This window comes from Mesorhizobium sp. P3_B5, assembly GCF_056402815.1.
In genome coordinates, this window is the sequence record NZ_JBFUGR010000007.1 from 201,043 (window position 1) to 219,149 (window position 18,107).

An 18,107-nucleotide genomic window follows, 5' to 3' on the forward strand; every position below is an offset into this window, starting at 1 on the left:
GCTATCGCTTCAACAAAAACACCGCTTGCTGGCCGAAGAAATTCCAGAACCACCATGGCATCGACAGGCCGATCTTCTGGCCGTTGCCGTCGAGCGCCGTCGCTTTTTCGACCGTCGCGCCGAGTTCGTCGCACAGATTGACGAAGTCGCGGATGGTGCAGAAATGGATGTTGGGCGTGTCGTACCAGGAGTAGGGCAGGTCCTTGGTCACCGGCATGCGGCCATTGAGGAACAGCGACAGCCGCACCCGCCAATGGCCGAAATTGGGGAAGGAGACGATGGCGCGGTTGCCGATCCTGAGCAGCTCGTCGAGAACCAGCTTCGGGTTGCGGGTCGCCTGCAAGGTCTGCGACAGGACGACGAAATCAAAGCCCTTGTCGGGATAGAATTCGAGGTCCTTATCGGCGTCGCCCTGGATGACCGAGAGGCCGCGCGCCACGCATTCGTTGACGCCACGCTGCGACAGCTCCAGCCCGCGACCGTCGACCTGCTTGCTGTCCTGCAGCAATTCCAGCAGCAGCCCGTCGCCGGAGCCGACATCGAGCACCCGCGAGAGCGGCGGGATGAGATCGGCGACGACTTCGAGGTCGACGCGCTGGGCGCGGTTGACGCTCATGGCTTCGCCTTTTGCCTGGCGCATGATCCTGATCCGGAAAGTCTGCAACTTTCCGGGGTCATGCGCTGAGCCCCCTGGCGCGGGCGGCAGAACCGATGAAGCCGTTGATGGCAGCGAACAGTTCCGGTTCGTCGAGCAGGAAAGCGTCGTGGCCGCGGTCGGTGTCGATCTCGACGAAGGATACGGACGCGCCGGCGGCGTTCAGGGCGTGCACGATCGATCGGCTCTCCTCGGTCGGGAACAGCCAGTCGCTGGTGAAGGACACCAGGCAGAAGCGGGTTTTGGTGCCGGCAAAGGCATCGGCCAGCCGTCCGCCATGGTCGGCGGCGAGATCGAAATAGTCCATCGAACGGGTCATGTAGAGATAGGAATTGGCGTCGAAGCGGTCGACGAAGGTCATGCCCTGGTGGCGCAGATAGCTCTCGATCTGGAAGTCGGCATCGAAACCGAAGGTCAGTGCTTCACGGTCCTGCAGATTGCGGCCGAACTTCCGGTGAAGTGCTGCCTCCGACAGATAGGTGATGTGGGCGGCCATGCGCGCCACCGCCAGCCCCTTTTCCGGGCGCGCGCCAAAGTCGAAATATTTGCCGCCATGCCAGTCCGGATCGGCCATCACCGCTTGCCGGCCGACCTCGTGGAAGGCGATGTTCTGCGAGGAATGGCGGGCGCCGGTGGCGATCGGAAGCGCCGAGAAAACGCGTTCCGGATAGCTCGATGCCCATTCCAGCACCTGCATGCCGCCCATCGAGCCGCCGAGCACCGAAAACAGCTTTTCGATGCCGAAATGGTCGACCAGCATCAATTGCGCGCGCACCATGTCGCGAATGGTGATGATCGGCAGGTCGAGCCCATAGGGCTTGCCGGTGGCGGGATTGGTCGAGGCGGGGCCGGTGGAACCGAGGCAGCCGCCGATGACGTTGGAGCAGATGACGAAGAAGCGGTTGGTGTCGATGATCTTGCCCGGGCCGATCAGCACTTCCCACCAGCCGGGCTTGCCGGTCACCGGATTGGTGTTGGCGACATGCTGGTCGCCTGTCAGCGCGTGGCAGACAAGGATGGCGTTGGAGCGCGCGTCGTTGAGCGTGCCGTAGGTCTGGTAGGCGATCTGGAACGGCGACAGCAGCGTGCCAGCGTCGAGCTTGAGCGGCTTGTCGGCGCCGAAACGCAACACCGGGCTCGACGGTGCGTCGGCCTCGTTGTTGGTTTTTCCAGCGCGCAGAGCGGCCATCACATCTCTCTTACATCGGTCGTCCGGCCGGTCGCGGACAACAAAAAACCGGCATTGCCGTCGCAAAGCCGGTTACAGGATGCAAACGGCCCTTTAGCAAGTTGTTTAACGTGGCTGCAAGCCGACCGGCCAAATCACCACGGAACTGTTGCGCCCTTCTAGAACTCGCGCGGCCCGCCGTCAACGGCCAGCCGTCCGCGCCACTGCCACCTCTCGACATTCCGGGCCACGGCTTGTATTTCCGCTGCGGCTTGCCGGCGGAAGTGTTCTCGCCAGCCGAAATATTCTCGACGGATATTGCGAAGATGAACCAGAGACCGGATCAGGCACGTCCAACCCCGCGCGCGGGCATCATGGACATCGAAGCCTATGTACCGGGCAAAAGCACGGCGCCCGCCGGTGTCGCCAAGGTCCACAAGCTGTCGTCGAACGAGAACCCGCTCGGGCCGTCGCCAAAGGCGATAGAGGCGGCGCGGGAGATTGCCGGAAAGCTCGATATCTATCCCGACGGCACCGCCAGGCGCCTGCGCGAGGCGATCGCCGAAGTGCATGGCCTCAACCCGGCCAACATCATCTGTTCCAACGGTTCCGACGAGATCCTCGGCCTGCTGGCGCAGACCTATCTGGCGCCCGGCGATGAAGCCGTGATCACCGAACACGCCTTCATGGTCTACAAGATCTACATCCAGTCAGCCGGCGCCGTCCCGGTTGTGGTCAAGGAAACCGATGACCGCGCTGACATCGACGCGATTCTTGCCGCGGTGACGGCGCGCACAAAGATCGTTTTCCTCGCCAATCCCAACAACCCGACCGGCACCTATGTGCCGTTCCAGGAAGTGCGCCGCCTGCATGCCGGCCTGCCCAAGCATGTGCTGCTGGTGCTGGACGCGGCTTATGCGGAGTATGTCCGCCGCAACGATTATGAAGCCGGCATCGAATTGGTGGGCAGCGCCGAGAACGTGGTGATGACCCGAACCTTCTCCAAGATCGGCCTTGGCGGTGCCAGGATCGGCTGGATGTACGCGCCGATGCACATTGTCGACGCGATCAACCGCATACGCGGTCCCTTCAACGTCAACGCCACGGCGATCGAGGCCGGCATTGCCGCGATCCGCGACCGCGACCACGTCCAACGCAGCGTGGTGCACAACGAGACCTGGTTGGCCTGGCTGACCGGGGAATTGACCCGGCTTGGGCTGCGGGTGACGCCGAGCGTCGGCAATTTCGTCCTCATCCATTTTCCCGAGGACAAGGCCCATTCGGCGGCGGCCGCGGACGACTATCTGACCGCGAGCGGCTATATTCTGCGGCGCGTTTCCGGCTATGGCTTTCCCAACGCGCTGCGCATGTCCGTCGGCACCGAAGAGGCCAATCGCGGCGTCATTGCCGCCCTTTCGACGTTTCTGAAAAGTTAGAAAAAATGACCTCACCGATGTTCGAAAAGATCGCGCTGGTCGGCATCGGGCTGATCGGCTCGTCGCTGGCCCGTGTCATTCGCCGCGAAGGCCTGGCCCGTCACGTTTCCATCTCGACCCGCAGCGCCGCGACGCTGGCGCGGGCGCAGGAGCTTGGTCTTGGCGATTCCTACAGCACGGAGACGGCCGAAACGGTCCGCGATGCCGACCTGGTCATCGTCTCCGTGCCTGTCGGCTCTTCCGGCGCGGTGGCGGAAGAAATTGCGCCGGCGCTGAAGCCCGGCGCCATCCTCACCGATGTCGGTTCGACCAAGGCATCCGTCATCGCGCAGATGCAGCCGCATGTGCCTGCCGGCGTGCATTTCATTCCCGGCCATCCGCTGGCCGGTACCGAAAAGTCGGGACCGGATGCCGGCTTCGCCGATCTGTTCGAGAACCGCTGGTGCATTTTCACGCCGCTGCCCGACACCGATCCGGTGGCTCTGGAAAAGCTATCGGAATTCTGGCGGCGCTGCGGCTCCAACATCGACACGATGGACCCGCAGCATCACGACATGACGCTGGCCATCGTCTCGCACCTGCCGCACATCATCGCCTATAATATCGTTGGCACCGCGGATGATCTGCAGTCGGTGACCAAGTCCGAAGTCATCAAATATTCAGCCTCGGGCTTTCGCGATTTCACCCGTCTCGCCGCCTCCGACCCGACCATGTGGCGCGACGTCTGCCTGCACAACAAGGACGCCATCCTTGAAATGCTGGCGCGGTTCTCGGAGGATCTCGCTTCGCTGCAGCGGGCGATCCGCTGGGGCGACGGCGACAAACTGTTCGACCTGTTTACCCGCACCCGCGCCGTGCGCCGCTCGATCATCGAGGCCGGCCAGGACATCGATGTGCCGGACTTTGGTCGCCAGGCGGTCGAGCACCCCAAAGGGAGCTGATATTCAGGTGAGGCCGGCCTGCAAATGGCTGATACCTGCGCTTCCGGTGCTCACGTACCCAAAAGTACGCTCCGCTCCGCTTCTCGGCATCAACCATTTTCGACTCGGCCTGACCTGAATCTCAGCTCCCTTTGCCTTGTCCGGATGTCGGTCACGTCGCCGCCATCATCGCCAGCGTCTCGGCCCTGTCGGGCGCGCCGAGCCTGCCGCCGAAGCGCAGGCATTTGAGCGCGGCGGCGGCGCTGGCAAAGCGTAGGGCCTGTTCGATCGGCATGGCTTCCGCCAGCCCGACGGCAAAGGCGCCGTGAAACACGTCACCCGCGGCCAGCGTATCCACCGCTTTGATGCTCGGCGCCGCGATATGGCACACAGTGCCGGCCGCGCGGTCGAACCACCAGGTTCCCGTAGCGCCGCCGGTCACCGCGACAAAGGCATCGCTGCGCCGCGCCAGCTCGGCGCAGGCGGTTTCCGGGTCCAGCGCCTTGCCGCACAGAGTGCGCGCCGCCGGCTCCGAGGCAACGATGTGCGATGCCAGCGGCAACAGGAGTTCCAGCACGTCGAGCGGCGCTGTGTCGGCGTCCAGTATGGCCGGACGGTCGATGGCGCGCGCTGCCGCCAGCGCAAGGGCTGCCGCCCCCGGCCAGCGCACATCGACCAGCACGGCGTCGAATGCGGCGAGGTCGGCGACGGGCAGCGCCTCAGGATCGGCCTGCGCTTTTCGGTCGTAGAAAGGCACGATGATGCGTTCGCCCTGCGCGTCGACCAGGATGGCCGACAACGCCGACCGCGCGCCGGCAACGCGCCGGACAAAACGGCAATCGACGCTCTCGGCTTCGATCCCGGCGATCAGCTGATCACCGACGCTATCGTCGCCGGCGCTGGCCCACAGCGATACCTCGGCACCGAGGCGGCGTGCGGCGCAGGCCGCGCTCGACGCCATGCCTGCGGCGATCTGGACACCGTCGGAGGCGATGAACTTGCCCTGATGCACGGGCAGCGTATCGACGCGAAGGATGGTGTCGAGCGTCAGCGCGCCAACGCTCAGGAGCTTCACAGGTCTTTTCATAGGACTTTGCTATTCGACCGGCTTGATCTTGCCCAGCGGGATAAAGCCGAACGAAGCCTTGCCCTTGACCACCTTGAGCGGCATCGACGGTTCGTTGCCGAGCAAAGCGAGTGCGGCAAAACCCTGTTCGATCTGGCTCTTCTGCTCGGGAATGGCGGTGGCGAGGATTGCCGCCACGGCTTTCGGGTCCTTCAGCCTGATCGTCAGGTCGGCGTTGACAAGGCCTTCGGCATCGACCGACACCGGTCCGGAAACCGTGATGCGCGCCGTGCCCGACGACAGATCGAGCTTGCGGATGTCGACCGCCTGGCCGCGCAGGCTTTTTGCCTCGGTCTTCATCAGCGCCACGCCGTTCTTCAGCGTCGCGTCGCCGCTGCCGTCGAGCGCCGGCAGCACACGCCCGCCGATCGCGCCGGCATCGATCTCAAGGTCGGTGAAGCTTCCGACATAACCAATGTCCTGGCCATCGGACTGCAGCTCTCCCGCCGCGGTCCCCGCGCTGAACAACGAAACCGGGTCGGTATCGTCGGCCGGGTCGGTCTGGCCGGACAGGCCCTCGGCCTGCAGCGATACGCGCTGCGGCAGCGGATACCATAGTTTGACGTTGGCCTGCAGGTTGTCCCAGTCGATCCACAGCGGCATCATGCCCGGTACGGAGGTTCTGAGCGGACCGCGCAGATTGGCAAACGGTGACAAGGGTTGGACGATCTGGGCAATGGCATTGAAACTGCCGGCCGACGCCGCGATGTTCTTGGCATCATCCTCGTAGGCAAGGTTGTCGCAGGAAATGACAAAGCTCAACGGGTAGCCACTGACCTGGAGATTGGCGCAATCAGCTTCGACGCCATTCTTGTTGAGTGTGGCAACGGCCTTGTCGGCCTCGGTTCTTACCTGGTCAGCCAGATAGAACCAGCCGCCGCTATAGATGGCAAACAACACAACGATGAACGCCACAAGCCAGAACAGGCCGCGGCGGGACTTTGGTTGGCGTTCGTCACTTGACGTCATGCTTTGGCTCTCATTAACGCATGGGTATTGTGGACGGACTTTCGATTCCGACACCAACAGGTAGACAGAGACGAATAGGTAGACGGGGACGGGCGGAAAAACACCGATTCCCTGCGGTGTTGGCATTCTTTTGCAATCAGGCGCGGCGATATGGGCGATTTTTGGGTGTTTGGCTACGGTTCGCTGATCTGGCGGCCGGGGTTCGCGCATGTCGAGACACGGCGCGCGCGCCTGCACGGCTACCGCCGCTCGCTCTGCGTCTATTCCTTCGTGCATCGTGGAACGCGCGAGCGGCCGGGGCTGGTGCTCGGCCTCGACCATGGCGGCTCCTGCATCGGCCTGGCGTTTCGCGTGCCCGGCAATCTGCGTGACGAGGTCATCACCTATCTGCGCGAGCGCGAGCTGGTCACCGATGTCTATCTCGAGCGCACGCTCAAGATTCGCCTCGACGGTGGCGGCACTGTCGAGGCGGTCGCCTACATCGTCGACCGCCAGCATGAGCAATATGCCGGCGCGCTCGACGCGGCGCATGCGGCGGCCGTGGTGCGCGGCGCCGTCGGCCAGTCCGGCAACAATGAGGATTATGTGCTGAGCACGCTCGAACACCTCGAGGCGCTGGGCATTCGCGACCATTGGCTGGAAGAGGTGGCGCGGCGGGTCGCGCCTTTGTGAAGCGCTGGCCCGTTGGAAAAGGCGAGCAGGCCTTTGACCTCGGCGCGGCAAGACCTAGGTAAGGTCTCCGGGCTTTCCCCCGATCCTTCCCAGCGCCATGGAGATCAGTCTTGCAGAAACGCCGTCTTGGTCAAACCGACCTTTCCATCGCGCCTCTGGTTCTGGGCGGCAACGTCTTCGGCTGGACCGCCGACGAGAAAACCTCGTTCGACCTGCTCGACCGGTTTTTCGACAACGGCCTCAACGCCATCGACACGGCAGACGCCTATTCACGCTGGGTTTCAGGCAACAAGGGCGGCGAGTCCGAAACCATCATCGGCAAGTGGATGAAGAGCCGCGGCAACCGTGATCAGGTCATCGTCATCACCAAGGTCGGCTCGGATATGGGCCAAGGCAAGAAGGACCTCTCCGCGGCCTATATCGAAAAGGCCATCGATGCGTCGTTGCAGCGGCTGCAGACCGATGTCGTCGATCTCTATCTGTCGCACTGGCCGGACCCGACCACGCCCTACGAGGAAACGCTCGGCGCCTATGAGAAGCTGCTGGCCAAGGGCAAGGTCCGCCACATCGGCGCCTCCAACCTCGACGCCGGCCAGTTGCGCGCAGCACTCGATGTCGCAAGCCTGCGCAGCCTGCCACGCTACGAAGTGCTGCAGCCTGCCTACAATCTTTACGACCGCTCATCCTTCGATGGTTCGCTGCGCGACATCTGCCTCGCGGAGGACATTGGCGTCATCAGCTATTACGGTCTCGCCAAGGGGTTTTTGAGCGGCAAATACCGCAGCGATGCCGATCTCGGCAAAAGCCCGCGCGGCGGTGGTGTAAAGGACTATCTCAATGCGCGCGGCATGCGCATCCTCGCCGCGCTCGACACCGTGTCGGCGCGGCATTCGGCGAGCCAGGCGGAAGTGGCGCTCGCCTGGGTGATGGCGCGGCCCGGCGTCACCGCGCCGATCGCCAGCGCCACGACGCTCGACCAGATCGACAGCCTCGTCCGTGCCGCGTCGCTGAAGCTGAGTGCGGAAGACATGACCGAGCTGGACAGAGCCAGCGCGTAGCCGGACTGCACAATCGTTCAAGACGTCCGGCGCTGCCTGGTCCTATCGTCGCCCGCATCCAGACAGGATGCGGGCAAATCAGATGGCCGGACAGGTTCTTTCCCACACGTGGCAGCAATTGCTTGCCCTGATGCTTGCCGCTGCTGTCGTCATGGGCAGTCCCGGGCCGGCGACGATCAGCGTCACCGCCATCGGCGCTGCTTTCGGCCTGCGCCAATCGCTCCGCTATACCTCGGGGGTCATTGTCGGCACGATCGGAGTGCTGCTGATCGTGGCGGCGGGCGTCATGGCCGTTCTCGCCTCAATACCGAAGCTGGCGCCGCTGCTGGCCATCGCTTCGGCAGCCTACATCCTCTATCTCGCGTTCAAGATAGCGACGGCGCCGCGGCTGGCGGAACGCACGGGCGGGGCCAAGCTCCCGACTTTCCTCGGCGGGTTTCTTCTCGCCGTCGCCAACCCGAAAGCCTATGTGGCGATCGCCGCCGTGTTAGGCACGTCTTCGGGGGCCAACGGCGGGGATCTCGGTATTCCCGCCAGGCTGGCGGTGCTCGCCTTGATGATCGTCGCCATCCATGTGCTGTGGCTTCTCGCCGGGGCAGCGTTTGCGCGCTTCCTGCGCCAGCCGCTGGCCTCACGGATCATCAATCTGGTGTTTGCGGCGACACTGGTTTTGACTACCGCGCTGGCGGTGTGGCGATGAGCGCGCGGTTCAGGCTTTCGCCTTTGCGGCCGCGCCAAGTTCCGCCAGCCGCTTCACCGCCGTTGGCGGCATTGGCGGCGCGTTCGGTGCCTGAGATGCCTCGATGAGCAGTTGGTCGCAGGCGGCTTCGGTGTCGCCGATCAGCCGTTCCATGAACTCGTCTTTGGCCAAGCCAGGCGGGATCGGCGGCAGGAAGCGCGCCTTGATGGTGCCGGGGAAGCGCAGGAATTTCCGGCGTGGCCAATAGAGGCCAGCGACATGGGCGACCGGCACCACCGGAATGCCAAGCTGCGCATAGATTTCGACGATGCCGTATTTGTAGGACGGTTCGTCGCCCGGCGCCCGGCGCGTGCCTTCGGGATAGATGATCAACTGGCGGGGATTGCGCGCCAACTCCTCCTTGGTCGCGGCGACCACGGCCTTCAACGCCTTGGAACGGCTGCCGCGATGCACCGGGATCATCCGCATCTTCAAGATGTACCAGCCGAAGAACGGGATCCAGGTCAATTCCCGCTTCAAGATGTAGAGCGGGTCCTGCAGGAAGGGGAAGAAGGCGATCGCGTCCCAGAAGGACTGGTGCTTGGGCGCCAGGATGAACGAGCCTTCGGGCAGGTTTTCCTGGCCGGTGATCTCGCTCCTGGTGCCGGCGATCTTGGCGTAGAGCCACAGGCTAGTGCGCGACCAGAATTTCGGCACAAACCAGGCGCGCTGGCGCGGCGAGAGGAAATAGTAGGGCGTCCACAGGATCATCTGGACGATCAGACTGACATAGAAGACGAAGTTGAACGCCAGCGAGCGGATATAGAGCATGCAGGAAGGCCCGGTGAGGAGGTGTGCGTTGGTTACACCAAGCGCGGGCAAAAAGGAAACGTCGCAATGGCCGGGATCAATCCGTCCTGCAATGAACCGCTGTCAGCCCTGCCATGCCGCCCGGGCCAGCCGTTGCTTCAGGCGCGGGGCGGCGAAATCGAGGAAGGCACGCAGCTTCACCGGCAACAGGCCCTGGCCGGCATGGACCAGGCTCGCCGGCCACGGCTCGGGCTCGAACGCCTCCAGCACGGGATGGAGCGCGCCCGACCGCACCGCGGCTGATATCTGGTAGGAAAGCACACGCGTCATGCCGACGCCGGCAATCGCGGCATCGATCGCCGCTTCGGCGGTGTTGACCTGAAGCCGGGAACGGATCGGAACCGTGAGTTCCGTCTTGTCGGCGAGGAAGGTCCAGGTGGCGAGAGAGGCAAGCCCCTCGAAGGTGATGCAGCTGTGTGCCGCAAGCTCGTTCGGCGTCTTCGGCGTGCCGTGCTCGGCCAGATAGGCCGGGCTTGCGCAAACAACATGCCGGATCGAACCGACACGGATGGCGACCATGCTCGAATCGGCAAGCGGGCCGATGCGGATGGCGAGATCGATATGCTCTTCGATCAACTGGGTTATCCGGTCGCCAAGCGTCAGTCGCACATTCACATCGGGATAGGCCGCGAGGAATTCGGTGACCACCGGCAGCACATGCAAGCGGCCGAAGACAATCGGTGCGGTGATGATCAGCTCGCCCGTCGGGGCACTATATTCGCCGGCGGCAATGCGCTCGGCCTCGCCGACCTCGCCCAGAATGCGACGGCAGGCGACAAGATAGGCGTGACCGGCGTCGGTCAGTGTCAGCTGCCGCGTCGAGCGGTTGAGCAGACGTGTTTTCAGATGCCGCTCCAAATCGGAGACCTTGCGGCTGACCGTCGCCAGCGGAACGCCGAAACGGCGTCCGGCGGCGGAAAGGCTGCCAGCCTCCATCGCGGCGACGAAAAGCGACATGGCCTCGAGACGATCCATAACTCTCCCGAAAAATGGAAGGACAGATTGCAGATATGCCATCTACATCCGAAAGATGGAAGGCACTATTTGCGGTGAGTACTGGCCGGCAGTTCGGCCTTGAAGGAGGCTTCCATGAACGCTCATGCTTTCACCAGCGACGTCGCCTTTACGCCGACCATCAAGGCGATCCAGACCCGCAAGGGCTCGCGCCAGGCCTATGCCCGCGTCGAGGAACGCGGCGGCTGGCAGGCTGATATCACACCGGACCTCGCAGCCTTCATCGAGGCGCAGACCAGTATTTTCCTGTCGACCGCCAATGCCGACGGCCAGCCCTACATCCAGCATCGCGGCGGACCGATCGGCTTCCTCAAAGTGCTCGACGCGCACACGATCGGCTTTGCGGATTTTTCCGGCAACAAGCAATTCATCACCCAGGGCAATCTGAACGACAATCCGCAGGCCTTCCTGTTCCTGATCGACTACGCCCATCGGCAGCGCATCAAGATCTGGGGCACGGCGCGTGTCGTCGAGGATGACGCCGATCTCCTGGCGAAGCTGATGCCGCAGGATTACAAGGCCCGTCCCGAGCAGGTCATCCTGTTTACGGTTGCGGCCTGGGATTCCAATTGCCCGCAGCATATTCCGCAGCGTTTTGAGGCCGCCGACGTCGCGGCAGCACTTGCCGAACGCGACAAGCGGATTGAACGTCTCGAGCAGGAAATCGCGCGCCTGCGTGGCGCATCGGGCGCGATGGGGTGATGCTCAGTCCTTGGCCGTTGAAACCTCGGCCAGCGCGATGCCGTCGGCGGTCTGGCGAAGCGGTACGATGCCGCGCGCCAGCGCCAGCAAATATTTGCTGTATTCGGTCAAAAGCACGCGCAGCGCCTCGGGCTTGGTCAGCCAGCCGCCATTGTCGAGGTTGCTGTTGACCACCGGATAGGGTTCGAGCTTGGCGCCGTGCAGCAGCCGGCCCATTTCCAGCAGGCTGCGCGGCATGTGGTAGTTGTTGGTGACCAGGATGACGGTGCCATAGGCGTGGCTCTCCACCCACTTGGCGCTTTCCTCGGCGTTGCCGATGGTGTCGAGGGCGGCGCGGTCGATGTCGACACAGCAGGAAAACAGCGCCTTGTCGCCACCGGTCGCGGCCTGCAGCTGACGGCGGCTGGCGGAGGGATGAACGCCGCTGATCAGCAGCCGCGCGCCCTTGCCTGAAGCGAGCAACTCCATTGCCGCGTCGAGGCGCGACTGGCCGCCGGTGAGCACGATGATGGCGTCGGCCTTTGCCGGATTGGCCGGGGTCGTCAGATGGCTGACCGTGTTGGCAAACCAGCCGAAGCCGCCGGCAAACAGGGCTACCAGCAGAAGCAGACAGAGAAGTGAGATACGCAACGCGGCCATCAAACGGCTCAGCCTGCCGCGTTCATGCGAACGGGCAACCACCACTGGCATCTGTCCAACCGTTCCGGTCGAATCCGCGTCCATCATCCTATGGTTAATCCTGAAATGCGGCCTTTGGTAGGTAAAAAAAGCGCACATTGCGTTACGGCAGTCTTCATCCGTGATCTTTTCCTGGATGCATGTCGTTGCGCCAAGCCCGGTTCCCACCGTCGGGCGACACGCACTAGCCTCCATCCGGTTGGCGAACATCGATGTCGCTGAGATAAGCGACGACGGTGGCGTGGGACGTTGCCGCGGTTAGCGCGCCGATCACCAGCACCATGAGGCCGACGCCGAGATAGCCCGCCGAGCCGATGGCGAAATTGCCGAACAAAGCGGTCGCCTGGTCGGCCTGCGGCGTTGCCATGTTGCGAGACGACCACCAGGAAAAGACGATGAAGACGAGGATCGCCGCGGCGCCGCCGGCGGCTGCGCCCTTCATGCCGGTGACGAGAAAGTGCCGGCGAAACTCGCGCGCGATGAAGCGCGCCTCGGCGCCGACGAAATGCAGCACTTCGATGATGTGGCCGTTGCCGGCCATGGCGCCGCGCGTCGCGAACACCACCGTCAGCACGGTTGCCGACAGCATCAGCGCCAGCACGGCGATGCCGATGGTCACCGTGGTGCGGGCCATGGCGACCAACCGGTCGACCCAGGTGCGGTGATCGTCGAGCGAGGCGCTCGGCAGTTTGGGGGTGATCGCCGCGCGCATGGCAGCGAAATCGGGCGGGCTGTTCTCATCGATGGTGACGATGATCAGACGCGGCACCGGCAGTTCGTCGATGTTCAGGCCCGAGCCCAGCCATGGCTCCAGCAGGCGGGCCGTTGCCTCGCGGTCGATGATCTGGGTGGCCTTCACGCCGGGGAATTCGCCGGCGATCTGCGAGGCCTGGGCAAGGGCTGCCTCCATGTCGAGGCCGTCGACCGGTTTGATCTGGATCGTCGCCTCGCGCGAGATCTGGTTCTCCCAGACGGAAGCCGTGTCGCGCACCAGCGTCACCGCGCCGAAGGTCAGGCACGACAGGAAGGTCATGATGGCGATGACCAGCACCAGCGCCCGGCCGGCAATGTTCTGCGCCGGCACGATCGGCGCCATCTTGCGTTGGGCACGCTGCGGTGCCTCGGCCTGCTCGATGTCCTGGTCGTGGAGATGGTCGGCGGACAGGTCAGTCATAGATATCCAGCCTTCCGCCGGCCAGGATCATGCGCCGCGCGTCGACCTGTTCCATCAGGCCGAGGTCGTGGGTTGCGATCACCACAGCGGTGCCCAGCCGGTTCAGCTCGATGAACAGCCGCAAAAGCCTGCGCGCCAGCGGCGGGTCGACATTGCCTGTGGGTTCGTCGGCAAGCAGGATCTCGGGCTGTTCGATGAGCGCGCGGGCAATGGCGGCGCGCTGTTTTTCGCCGCCGGACAGCACCGGCGGCAGCACATGCATGCGTTCGCCAAGGCCGACCCATTTCAACAGCTCGGTGACGTCGGTGCGGTAGCTTGCCTCTTCGCGCCCGCGCACGCGCAGCGGCAGCGCCACATTCTCATAGGTGGTCATGTGGTCGAGCAGGCGAAAATCCTGGAACACCACGCCGATGCGGCGCCTCAGATGCGGCAGTTCGTTGCGCGAAATGCGCGAACGGTCCTTGCCGAAGATGGTGATCAGCCCGCGTGTCGGCTTCAGCGACATGAACAACAGGCGCAGCAGCGTCGTCTTGCCGGCGCCCGAAGGGCCGCTCAGGAACTGAAAGGAGCGCTCCGGAATGTGCAGGGAGATGTCACGGAGGATTTCCGGACCCATGCCATAGCGGAGGCCGACATTTTCGAAGCGGATCACGTTCGACGACCTGAAACTCTCGGCGGCAACGAGCCAGCCATTGCTGTGAAAAGACCATCGGCCGGCATGGTTAACCCTTGGTTAATTTTGGGGCTTTTTCGGGTCGGCACTGAGGTTCCGGTGGGGAAGCGTTAACCATTTCCGTTTACGCAAAAGAAACGAAGAGCGAACGTGTTGCAATACTGGGGCCGTGATGGCTGACGATCGAACGGCGCGCCCGGTTTCCGGCGAAATCATGACCGGGTCAGCGCCCGCACCGGAACACATCATGCGTGGACCGGCGGCCGACATCATCGATGCCGACTATGAGGTGCTGCCGCGCTTTGCCGCGACGGCGGAAGCCGTGCCGTCGCCGCTGCCGCGCAGCATTGCCGCGCCATCGATCGAAGGCATGGATATGCTGCGCAAGCCGGAAGCCACACCAGGCCGGCTGCCGGCCGCACGCGGCGGGCCGATCTTCTGGATCGCCGGCGTCAGTGCCGCTTTGGCTGCCTTCTGGGTCTCGGGCGGCCACGCTCTGGTACGCCAGACGCCGTTCTGGGCTGCCGCACAGCCGGCCGGTGCCGCACTCCGCCTTTCAGGCGTCACCTCGCACGTCGACGCGTCCGGGCCGACGCCGATCCTGTTCGTCGATGGCGAAGCCGCCAATGACGGGGCCAAGCCCGCGCAATTGCCAGCGCTGGAAATCCGCGTCACAGGCAATGACAGCCACATCACCCGCTATAGGTTGGGGACATCCGACCGTTCGCTGGGGCCGGGCGAAAGATTTGGCTTTGCCAGCCGCCTCGACCTGCCTAGAAGCGGGGTAAGGACCGTGTCGGTCGCCTTCGCCGACTAGGGTGTATTGATATTCAGATGATGCCGGCCTGACCTGAATTTCAACACACCCTGGCGCGAGGGGCGTAGTAGACAAGCATCTTGGAGAGGCGAAAAATGCCAGTCGTGCGCGGCAAGGACATCGAAGTGCTGTTCTCGGCGTCCGCCATTGCGCGGCGCAATCTCGAGCTCGCCAAGGAGATCGCCGAACACGATTACCATGACCTGCTGGTGATCTCGGTGCTGAAAGGCTCGTTCATCTTCGCCGCCGATCTCATTCGCGCCATGCACGATGTCGGCCTGTCGCCCGAGGTCGAGTTCATCTTCATTTCCAGCTACGGCGCCGGCACCACCAGCGGCGAGGTGAGGGTGCTGCGCGATATCGACAACGAGGTCGCCGGCCGCGATGTGCTTTTGATCGACGATATCCTCGAATCCGGTAAGACGCTGAGCTTCACCCGTGAGCTGATGCTGTCGCGCGGCGCCAAAAGCTGTGCCATTGCCGTGCTGCTCGACAAGCGCATGCGCCGCCAAACGGCGCTCAACGCCGACTATGTCGGCTTCGACTGCCCCGATTACTTCGTCGTCGGCTACGGCATGGACGTGGCGCATGCCTTTCGCGAATTGCCGTTCGTCGGCATCGTCAAAGGCGACGCCTGACTTTTGTTTTTTGATGCTTTTGCGGTTCAGGAAAAGTCAACTTTTCCCCGTCAAGTATCCTGCCCATGGCAAAGCTTCTGATCGTCGAGGACGATGAGTCCGTCCGCACCCTCGCCGCCCGCGCGCTCGAACGTGACGGGCATTCGGTCACCGTTGCCGCCGATGGCGCGCAAGGGCTTGCCCTGATTCGCGCGGCACTTGGCGGCTACGACCTCGTTGTCTCCGACATCCGCATGCCGGAGATGGACGGCATCGAGATGGCCATGGCGGCCGCCGCACTTTTCCCGACGATGAAGATCCTGCTGATGACCGGCTATGCCGACCAGCGCGAACGCGCCGAGGAACTGAACGGCATCATCCTCGACGTCGTGCAGAAGCCGTTCACGCTGGCCGAAATCCGCGCCCGCGTCGAAAAGGCGCTCGCCTGCTTCGCTTGATGGTCATGCCGCGTCGCCGGTTGCAACAAGCGCAGATGTTGTGCCCTTGCGTCGCTCGGTGTTGAGGGCGAGCAGGCCGGCGCCGACGATAACCGCCGCGCCGATCGCGGTCGTCGATCGCGGCACTTCGGCAAAGAACAGGAAACCCCACAGCGGCGACCAGATGATGCCGGTGTATTCGAAGGTGGCGACGCGGTTGGCAGGCGCCAGCCGATAGGCCTGCGAGAGCAGGATCATCCCGGCTGAGGCGACGAAACCGCAGGCTGCCATCTTCAGGAAATCCGGCGTCGCCGGCCAAATCCATGGCCGCACCAGGAATTCGAGGCTGGGATGGACGGCGTGGGTGATGCCGGCCAGCCGGAACATGCCGGCGACCACCGCGGCCCCGACCAGATAGGCGCCGTTTTGATAGAACGCCATGACGGTGGAGGATTCAGTATCGCCGATCTTGCGCGCCATCAGCTGCGAAAGGCCGTAGAGCAGCGCCGAACCGAGCGACAGCAGCGCCGCCCAGTCGAACAGGCCGGCGCCGGGCCGCAACATCACCAGAACGCCGAGCATGCCGATCACGACCGTGGTGAGCGTCTTCCAGGAGACGCGTTCGCCAAGATAGGGGCCGGCCAGCGCCATGATGAACAACGGCGCCATGAAATACAGCGCCACCGCATCGGCCAGCGGCAAAGCGGCGATGGCCAGATAGTAGATCGTGTAGGATGAGAATTGGGTGAAGGCGCGCGTCGTCAGCATGCCAAACCGCTGCGACAGGATCGCCGGCAAGCCGACATCGAAATGGACGAGAAGGATCAGGATCGGCAGAGCAACGATCGAGCGGATCGCCATCACTTCAGTCACCGGATAGGTGCTCGATACGGCCTTGACCAGCGGATCCTGGAACGAGAACACCAGCACGCCAAGGCAGAGGCTTATGATGCCAAGGACGATCCGGTTCTGCATGTCGTTCCAACCGTTCACGTGCCGCCGAAAGCCTAGTCTGCTTTAAGGTAAAAAGAACCCGCCACCGTTTCGGGCAGCGGGTATGAGTGAGGACTCTACAAATTGGTCCGCGGCCGATTTCGCAGTCGCATATCCAATGGGAAGCTGACTATCCTCCGCCGTTTGACATGTTGCAAACGAATTGGAATGATGCCAGCAATCAGATTTTCTTATGGCGGATACCATGAAGCCGACGCTCGACAGCGATCTCCTGCGCACCTTCGTCGCGGTGGCGGAAACCGGCAATTTTACCAAGGCGGCGGAGCAGGCCGGCCGTACCCAGTCGGCGGTTTCGATGCAGATGAAGAAGCTCGAAGGCATGGTCGGCGACAGCCTGTTCGAACGCGGATCGCGCGGCGTGGCGCTGACGCGGCGTGGCGGTGAGCTCATCGCCAACGCCCGGCGTATCGTCTCGCTGCTCGACGAGACTGCGGCGTCGATGGCGGCAGCGCCGCTTGGCGGTCCTGTGCGCATAGGCATTCCCGAGGAATATGGCCACGCCATTCTTTCGCGCGCGCTCGGCGCATTTTCGAAACGTCACACCAAGGTCGAGGTGACGGTGCGCTACGCCCATTCGGGGGCGCAGACGGCGGCGCTCGCCGCCGGCGAACTCGATCTCTGCGTGGTGTTCGAATGGCAGGACCCCTCCGGCGGCGAAGTGCTGATGCACGACCCGACCGTGTGGGTGACGTCGAACCTGCATCACATGCATGAGGAACAGCCGGTGCCGATCGCCCTCTACAACCGGGCAGGTTGGTGCAAGGACTTCGCCATCAAGTCACTTGAGCAACGGGGGCTTGCCTATCGTGTCGCTTACACCAGCGACACCACCGGCGGTCTGAAACTCGCTGTCACCTCAGGGCTGGCAATCGCGCCGATTTCGCGCAGCAACATTCCCGATGGTTGTCGCGAACTCACATTGGCCGATGGCTTTGGTGCCATCGATGCCTCCAATGTCGTGATGCACCGCAATCCGAATGCGTCGGGCGAGGCGATCGACGGCATGGAGGAGGCAATCCGCGAGGCGTTCGTCAACAGGCAGGGTCAGCCAGCCGCTTCCTCGTAGAAATGCAGCCGGTTGCCGAACGGATCGGTGACCGATATCTCGCGGCTCTTCCACGGCGTGTCTTCGAGACCCGGCCGCGCGAAGCGGTATTTCTTGCCGATCAATTCGCGATGCAGTGCCGCGATGTCCTCGACCTGAATGCGCAAGGCCGCGCCCGGCGCACCGTCACCGTGATGTTCACTGAGATGCAGGATGCAGCCGTCGCGGCGGACCGCCATGTAGAGCGGCGCGTTGTCGTCGAAGCGGTGCTCCCATTGAATTTCGAAGCCGAGAAAACCGACATAGAATTCCTGCGCCTTGGCGATGTCGAAGATGCGCAGGATGGGGGTGATCGCGCCGAGTTTCGGCATGGCGTTGCAACC

21 protein-coding genes and 1 riboswitch are annotated in these 18,107 nt (G+C 63.5%); of the genes, 10 read left to right on the plus strand and 11 right to left on the minus strand.

Going from position 1 to position 18,107, the window contains the following annotated elements:
- Position 1 precedes the first annotated feature (1 nt).
- Both metW and metX read right to left on the minus strand, forming a co-directional pair.
- On the minus strand, positions 2-616 hold the full coding sequence (gene metW / locus AC1DVW_RS19720) for a methionine biosynthesis protein MetW (protein WP_477325350.1): 615 nt from the start codon (positions 614-616) through the stop codon (positions 2-4).
- Positions 617-674: 58 nt separating this feature from the next.
- On the minus strand, positions 675-1,844 hold the full coding sequence (gene metX / locus AC1DVW_RS19725; protein ID WP_477325229.1) for a homoserine O-acetyltransferase MetX: 1,170 nt from the start codon (positions 1,842-1,844) through the stop codon (positions 675-677).
- A 73-nt stretch (positions 1,845-1,917) separates the two neighbouring features.
- A riboswitch (SAM riboswitch) is annotated at positions 1,918-1,995 on the minus strand.
- Between the two features lie 154 nt (positions 1,996-2,149).
- Here metX and hisC point away from each other — a divergent pair.
- The gene (hisC, locus tag AC1DVW_RS19730; RefSeq protein WP_477325231.1) at positions 2,150-3,259 is read left to right on the plus strand and encodes a histidinol-phosphate transaminase; all 1,110 of its coding nucleotides are present in this window, start codon (positions 2,150-2,152) and stop codon (positions 3,257-3,259) included.
- 5 nt (positions 3,260-3,264) lie between these two features.
- Entirely contained in the window at positions 3,265-4,200 is a 936-nt protein-coding gene (locus AC1DVW_RS19735) for a prephenate/arogenate dehydrogenase family protein (protein ID WP_477325233.1), read from the plus strand.
- Positions 4,201-4,351: 151 nt separating this feature from the next.
- On the opposite strand, the gene AC1DVW_RS19740 is transcribed toward AC1DVW_RS19735, so the two are convergent.
- Entirely contained in the window at positions 4,352-5,266 is a 915-nt protein-coding gene (locus tag AC1DVW_RS19740; RefSeq protein ID WP_477325235.1) for a PfkB family carbohydrate kinase, read from the minus strand.
- A 9-nt stretch (positions 5,267-5,275) separates the two neighbouring features.
- On the minus strand, positions 5,276-6,274 hold the full coding sequence (locus AC1DVW_RS19745; RefSeq protein WP_477325237.1) for a DUF2125 domain-containing protein: 999 nt from the start codon (positions 6,272-6,274) through the stop codon (positions 5,276-5,278).
- Between the two features lie 150 nt (positions 6,275-6,424).
- On the opposite strand from AC1DVW_RS19745, the gene AC1DVW_RS19750 reads away from it, so the two are divergent.
- The 3 genes from AC1DVW_RS19750 (at position 6,425) to AC1DVW_RS19760 (ending at position 8,704) form a co-directional block, all read left to right on the plus strand.
- On the plus strand, positions 6,425-6,946 hold the full coding sequence (locus AC1DVW_RS19750; RefSeq protein ID WP_477325239.1) for a gamma-glutamylcyclotransferase: 522 nt from the start codon (positions 6,425-6,427) through the stop codon (positions 6,944-6,946).
- Positions 6,947-7,056: 110 nt separating this feature from the next.
- Entirely contained in the window at positions 7,057-8,004 is a 948-nt protein-coding gene (locus AC1DVW_RS19755) for an aldo/keto reductase (RefSeq protein WP_477325241.1), read from the plus strand.
- An 82-nt stretch (positions 8,005-8,086) separates the two neighbouring features.
- Complete coding sequence (locus AC1DVW_RS19760; RefSeq protein ID WP_477325243.1) at positions 8,087-8,704, plus strand: LysE family translocator; 618 nt, start codon at positions 8,087-8,089, stop codon at positions 8,702-8,704.
- Between the two features lie 9 nt (positions 8,705-8,713).
- Here the strand turns inward: AC1DVW_RS19760 and AC1DVW_RS19765 are convergent, their stop codons facing one another.
- Together AC1DVW_RS19765 and AC1DVW_RS19770 are read right to left on the minus strand one after the other, a co-directional pair.
- Entirely contained in the window at positions 8,714-9,514 is an 801-nt protein-coding gene (locus AC1DVW_RS19765) for a lysophospholipid acyltransferase family protein (RefSeq protein WP_477325245.1), read from the minus strand.
- A gap of 102 nt (positions 9,515-9,616) precedes the next feature.
- Positions 9,617-10,528 (minus strand): LysR family transcriptional regulator, encoded by a 912-nt coding sequence (locus AC1DVW_RS19770; RefSeq protein ID WP_477325247.1) that lies wholly within the window; start codon positions 10,526-10,528, stop codon positions 9,617-9,619.
- Positions 10,529-10,642: 114 nt separating this feature from the next.
- Here AC1DVW_RS19770 and AC1DVW_RS19775 point away from each other — a divergent pair, with 114 nt between their 5' ends.
- Positions 10,643-11,269, plus strand: coding sequence for a pyridoxamine 5'-phosphate oxidase family protein (locus AC1DVW_RS19775; protein ID WP_477325249.1), 627 nt, complete (start codon positions 10,643-10,645; stop codon positions 11,267-11,269).
- Between the two features lie 3 nt (positions 11,270-11,272).
- Here AC1DVW_RS19775 and AC1DVW_RS19780 read toward each other — a convergent pair whose 3' ends face one another.
- From AC1DVW_RS19780 to ftsE, 3 genes are all read right to left on the minus strand, one after another.
- Positions 11,273-11,995: a YdcF family protein gene (locus AC1DVW_RS19780; protein WP_477246535.1), complete on the minus strand. Its 723-nt coding sequence runs from the start codon at positions 11,993-11,995 to the stop codon at positions 11,273-11,275.
- A gap of 136 nt (positions 11,996-12,131) precedes the next feature.
- Positions 12,132-13,121 (minus strand): cell division protein FtsX, encoded by a 990-nt coding sequence (locus tag AC1DVW_RS19785; RefSeq protein WP_477325251.1) that lies wholly within the window; start codon positions 13,119-13,121, stop codon positions 12,132-12,134.
- The gene (gene ftsE, locus AC1DVW_RS19790; protein ID WP_258607522.1) at positions 13,114-13,773 is read right to left on the minus strand and encodes a cell division ATP-binding protein FtsE; all 660 of its coding nucleotides are present in this window, start codon (positions 13,771-13,773) and stop codon (positions 13,114-13,116) included. The genes AC1DVW_RS19785 and ftsE overlap by 8 nt, the downstream gene beginning before the upstream one ends.
- Positions 13,774-13,963: 190 nt before the next feature.
- Between ftsE and AC1DVW_RS19795 the strand changes: the two genes are divergently transcribed.
- The 3 genes from AC1DVW_RS19795 to AC1DVW_RS19805 all read left to right on the plus strand — a co-directional run bounded on the left by AC1DVW_RS19795 (position 13,964) and on the right by AC1DVW_RS19805 (position 15,686).
- Positions 13,964-14,611 carry a hypothetical protein gene (locus AC1DVW_RS19795; protein WP_477325253.1) on the plus strand — a complete coding sequence of 216 codons (648 nt, stop codon included), beginning with the start codon at positions 13,964-13,966 and terminating at the stop codon, positions 14,609-14,611.
- A 95-nt stretch (positions 14,612-14,706) separates the two neighbouring features.
- Positions 14,707-15,249, plus strand: coding sequence for a hypoxanthine phosphoribosyltransferase (hpt, locus tag AC1DVW_RS19800; RefSeq protein WP_477246541.1), 543 nt, complete (start codon positions 14,707-14,709; stop codon positions 15,247-15,249).
- Between the two features lie 65 nt (positions 15,250-15,314).
- Positions 15,315-15,686, plus strand: a complete 372-nt coding sequence (locus AC1DVW_RS19805; RefSeq protein ID WP_477246543.1) for a response regulator — start codon at positions 15,315-15,317, stop codon at positions 15,684-15,686.
- 3 nt (positions 15,687-15,689) lie between these two features.
- Here the strand turns inward: AC1DVW_RS19805 and AC1DVW_RS19810 are convergent, their stop codons facing one another.
- Entirely contained in the window at positions 15,690-16,640 is a 951-nt protein-coding gene (locus tag AC1DVW_RS19810) for a DMT family transporter (protein WP_477325255.1), read from the minus strand.
- A 211-nt stretch (positions 16,641-16,851) separates the two neighbouring features.
- Between AC1DVW_RS19810 and AC1DVW_RS19815 the strand changes: the two genes are divergently transcribed.
- Positions 16,852-17,745, plus strand: coding sequence for a LysR family transcriptional regulator (locus AC1DVW_RS19815; RefSeq protein WP_477325257.1), 894 nt, complete (start codon positions 16,852-16,854; stop codon positions 17,743-17,745).
- Here AC1DVW_RS19815 and AC1DVW_RS19820 read toward each other — a convergent pair.
- Positions 17,724-18,095: a glyoxalase superfamily protein gene (locus AC1DVW_RS19820; RefSeq protein WP_477246549.1), complete on the minus strand. Its 372-nt coding sequence runs from the start codon at positions 18,093-18,095 to the stop codon at positions 17,724-17,726. The two genes, AC1DVW_RS19815 and AC1DVW_RS19820, sit on opposite strands and share 22 nt — an antisense overlap.
- Positions 18,096-18,107: the final 12 nt, after the last annotated feature.

Bases quoted from the DNA above. Each gene is read 5' to 3' on its own strand.
- metW (WP_477325350.1), bottom strand. From the start codon at position 616: ATGAGCGTCAACCGCGCCCAGCGCGTCGACCTCGAAGTCGTCGCCGAT.
- metX (WP_477325229.1), bottom strand. From the start codon at position 1,844: ATGGCCGCTCTGCGCGCTGGAAAAACCAACAACGAGGCCGACGCACCG.
- hisC (WP_477325231.1), top strand. From the start codon at position 2,150: ATGAACCAGAGACCGGATCAGGCACGTCCAACCCCGCGCGCGGGCATC.
- AC1DVW_RS19735 (WP_477325233.1), top strand. From the start codon at position 3,265: ATGACCTCACCGATGTTCGAAAAGATCGCGCTGGTCGGCATCGGGCTG.
- AC1DVW_RS19740 (WP_477325235.1), bottom strand. From the start codon at position 5,266: ATGAAAAGACCTGTGAAGCTCCTGAGCGTTGGCGCGCTGACGCTCGAC.
- AC1DVW_RS19745 (WP_477325237.1), bottom strand. From the start codon at position 6,274: ATGACGTCAAGTGACGAACGCCAACCAAAGTCCCGCCGCGGCCTGTTC.
- AC1DVW_RS19750 (WP_477325239.1), top strand. From the start codon at position 6,425: ATGGGCGATTTTTGGGTGTTTGGCTACGGTTCGCTGATCTGGCGGCCG.
- AC1DVW_RS19760 (WP_477325243.1), top strand. From the start codon at position 8,087: ATGGCCGGACAGGTTCTTTCCCACACGTGGCAGCAATTGCTTGCCCTG.
- AC1DVW_RS19765 (WP_477325245.1), bottom strand. From the start codon at position 9,514: ATGCTCTATATCCGCTCGCTGGCGTTCAACTTCGTCTTCTATGTCAGT.
- AC1DVW_RS19770 (WP_477325247.1), bottom strand. From the start codon at position 10,528: ATGGATCGTCTCGAGGCCATGTCGCTTTTCGTCGCCGCGATGGAGGCT.
- AC1DVW_RS19775 (WP_477325249.1), top strand. From the start codon at position 10,643: ATGAACGCTCATGCTTTCACCAGCGACGTCGCCTTTACGCCGACCATC.
- AC1DVW_RS19780 (WP_477246535.1), bottom strand. From the start codon at position 11,995: ATGATGGACGCGGATTCGACCGGAACGGTTGGACAGATGCCAGTGGTG.
- AC1DVW_RS19785 (WP_477325251.1), bottom strand. From the start codon at position 13,121: ATGACTGACCTGTCCGCCGACCATCTCCACGACCAGGACATCGAGCAG.
- hpt (WP_477246541.1), top strand. From the start codon at position 14,707: ATGCCAGTCGTGCGCGGCAAGGACATCGAAGTGCTGTTCTCGGCGTCC.
- AC1DVW_RS19805 (WP_477246543.1), top strand. From the start codon at position 15,315: ATGGCAAAGCTTCTGATCGTCGAGGACGATGAGTCCGTCCGCACCCTC.
- AC1DVW_RS19810 (WP_477325255.1), bottom strand. From the start codon at position 16,640: ATGCAGAACCGGATCGTCCTTGGCATCATAAGCCTCTGCCTTGGCGTG.
- AC1DVW_RS19815 (WP_477325257.1), top strand. From the start codon at position 16,852: ATGGCGGATACCATGAAGCCGACGCTCGACAGCGATCTCCTGCGCACC.
- AC1DVW_RS19820 (WP_477246549.1), bottom strand. From the start codon at position 18,095: ATGCCGAAACTCGGCGCGATCACCCCCATCCTGCGCATCTTCGACATC.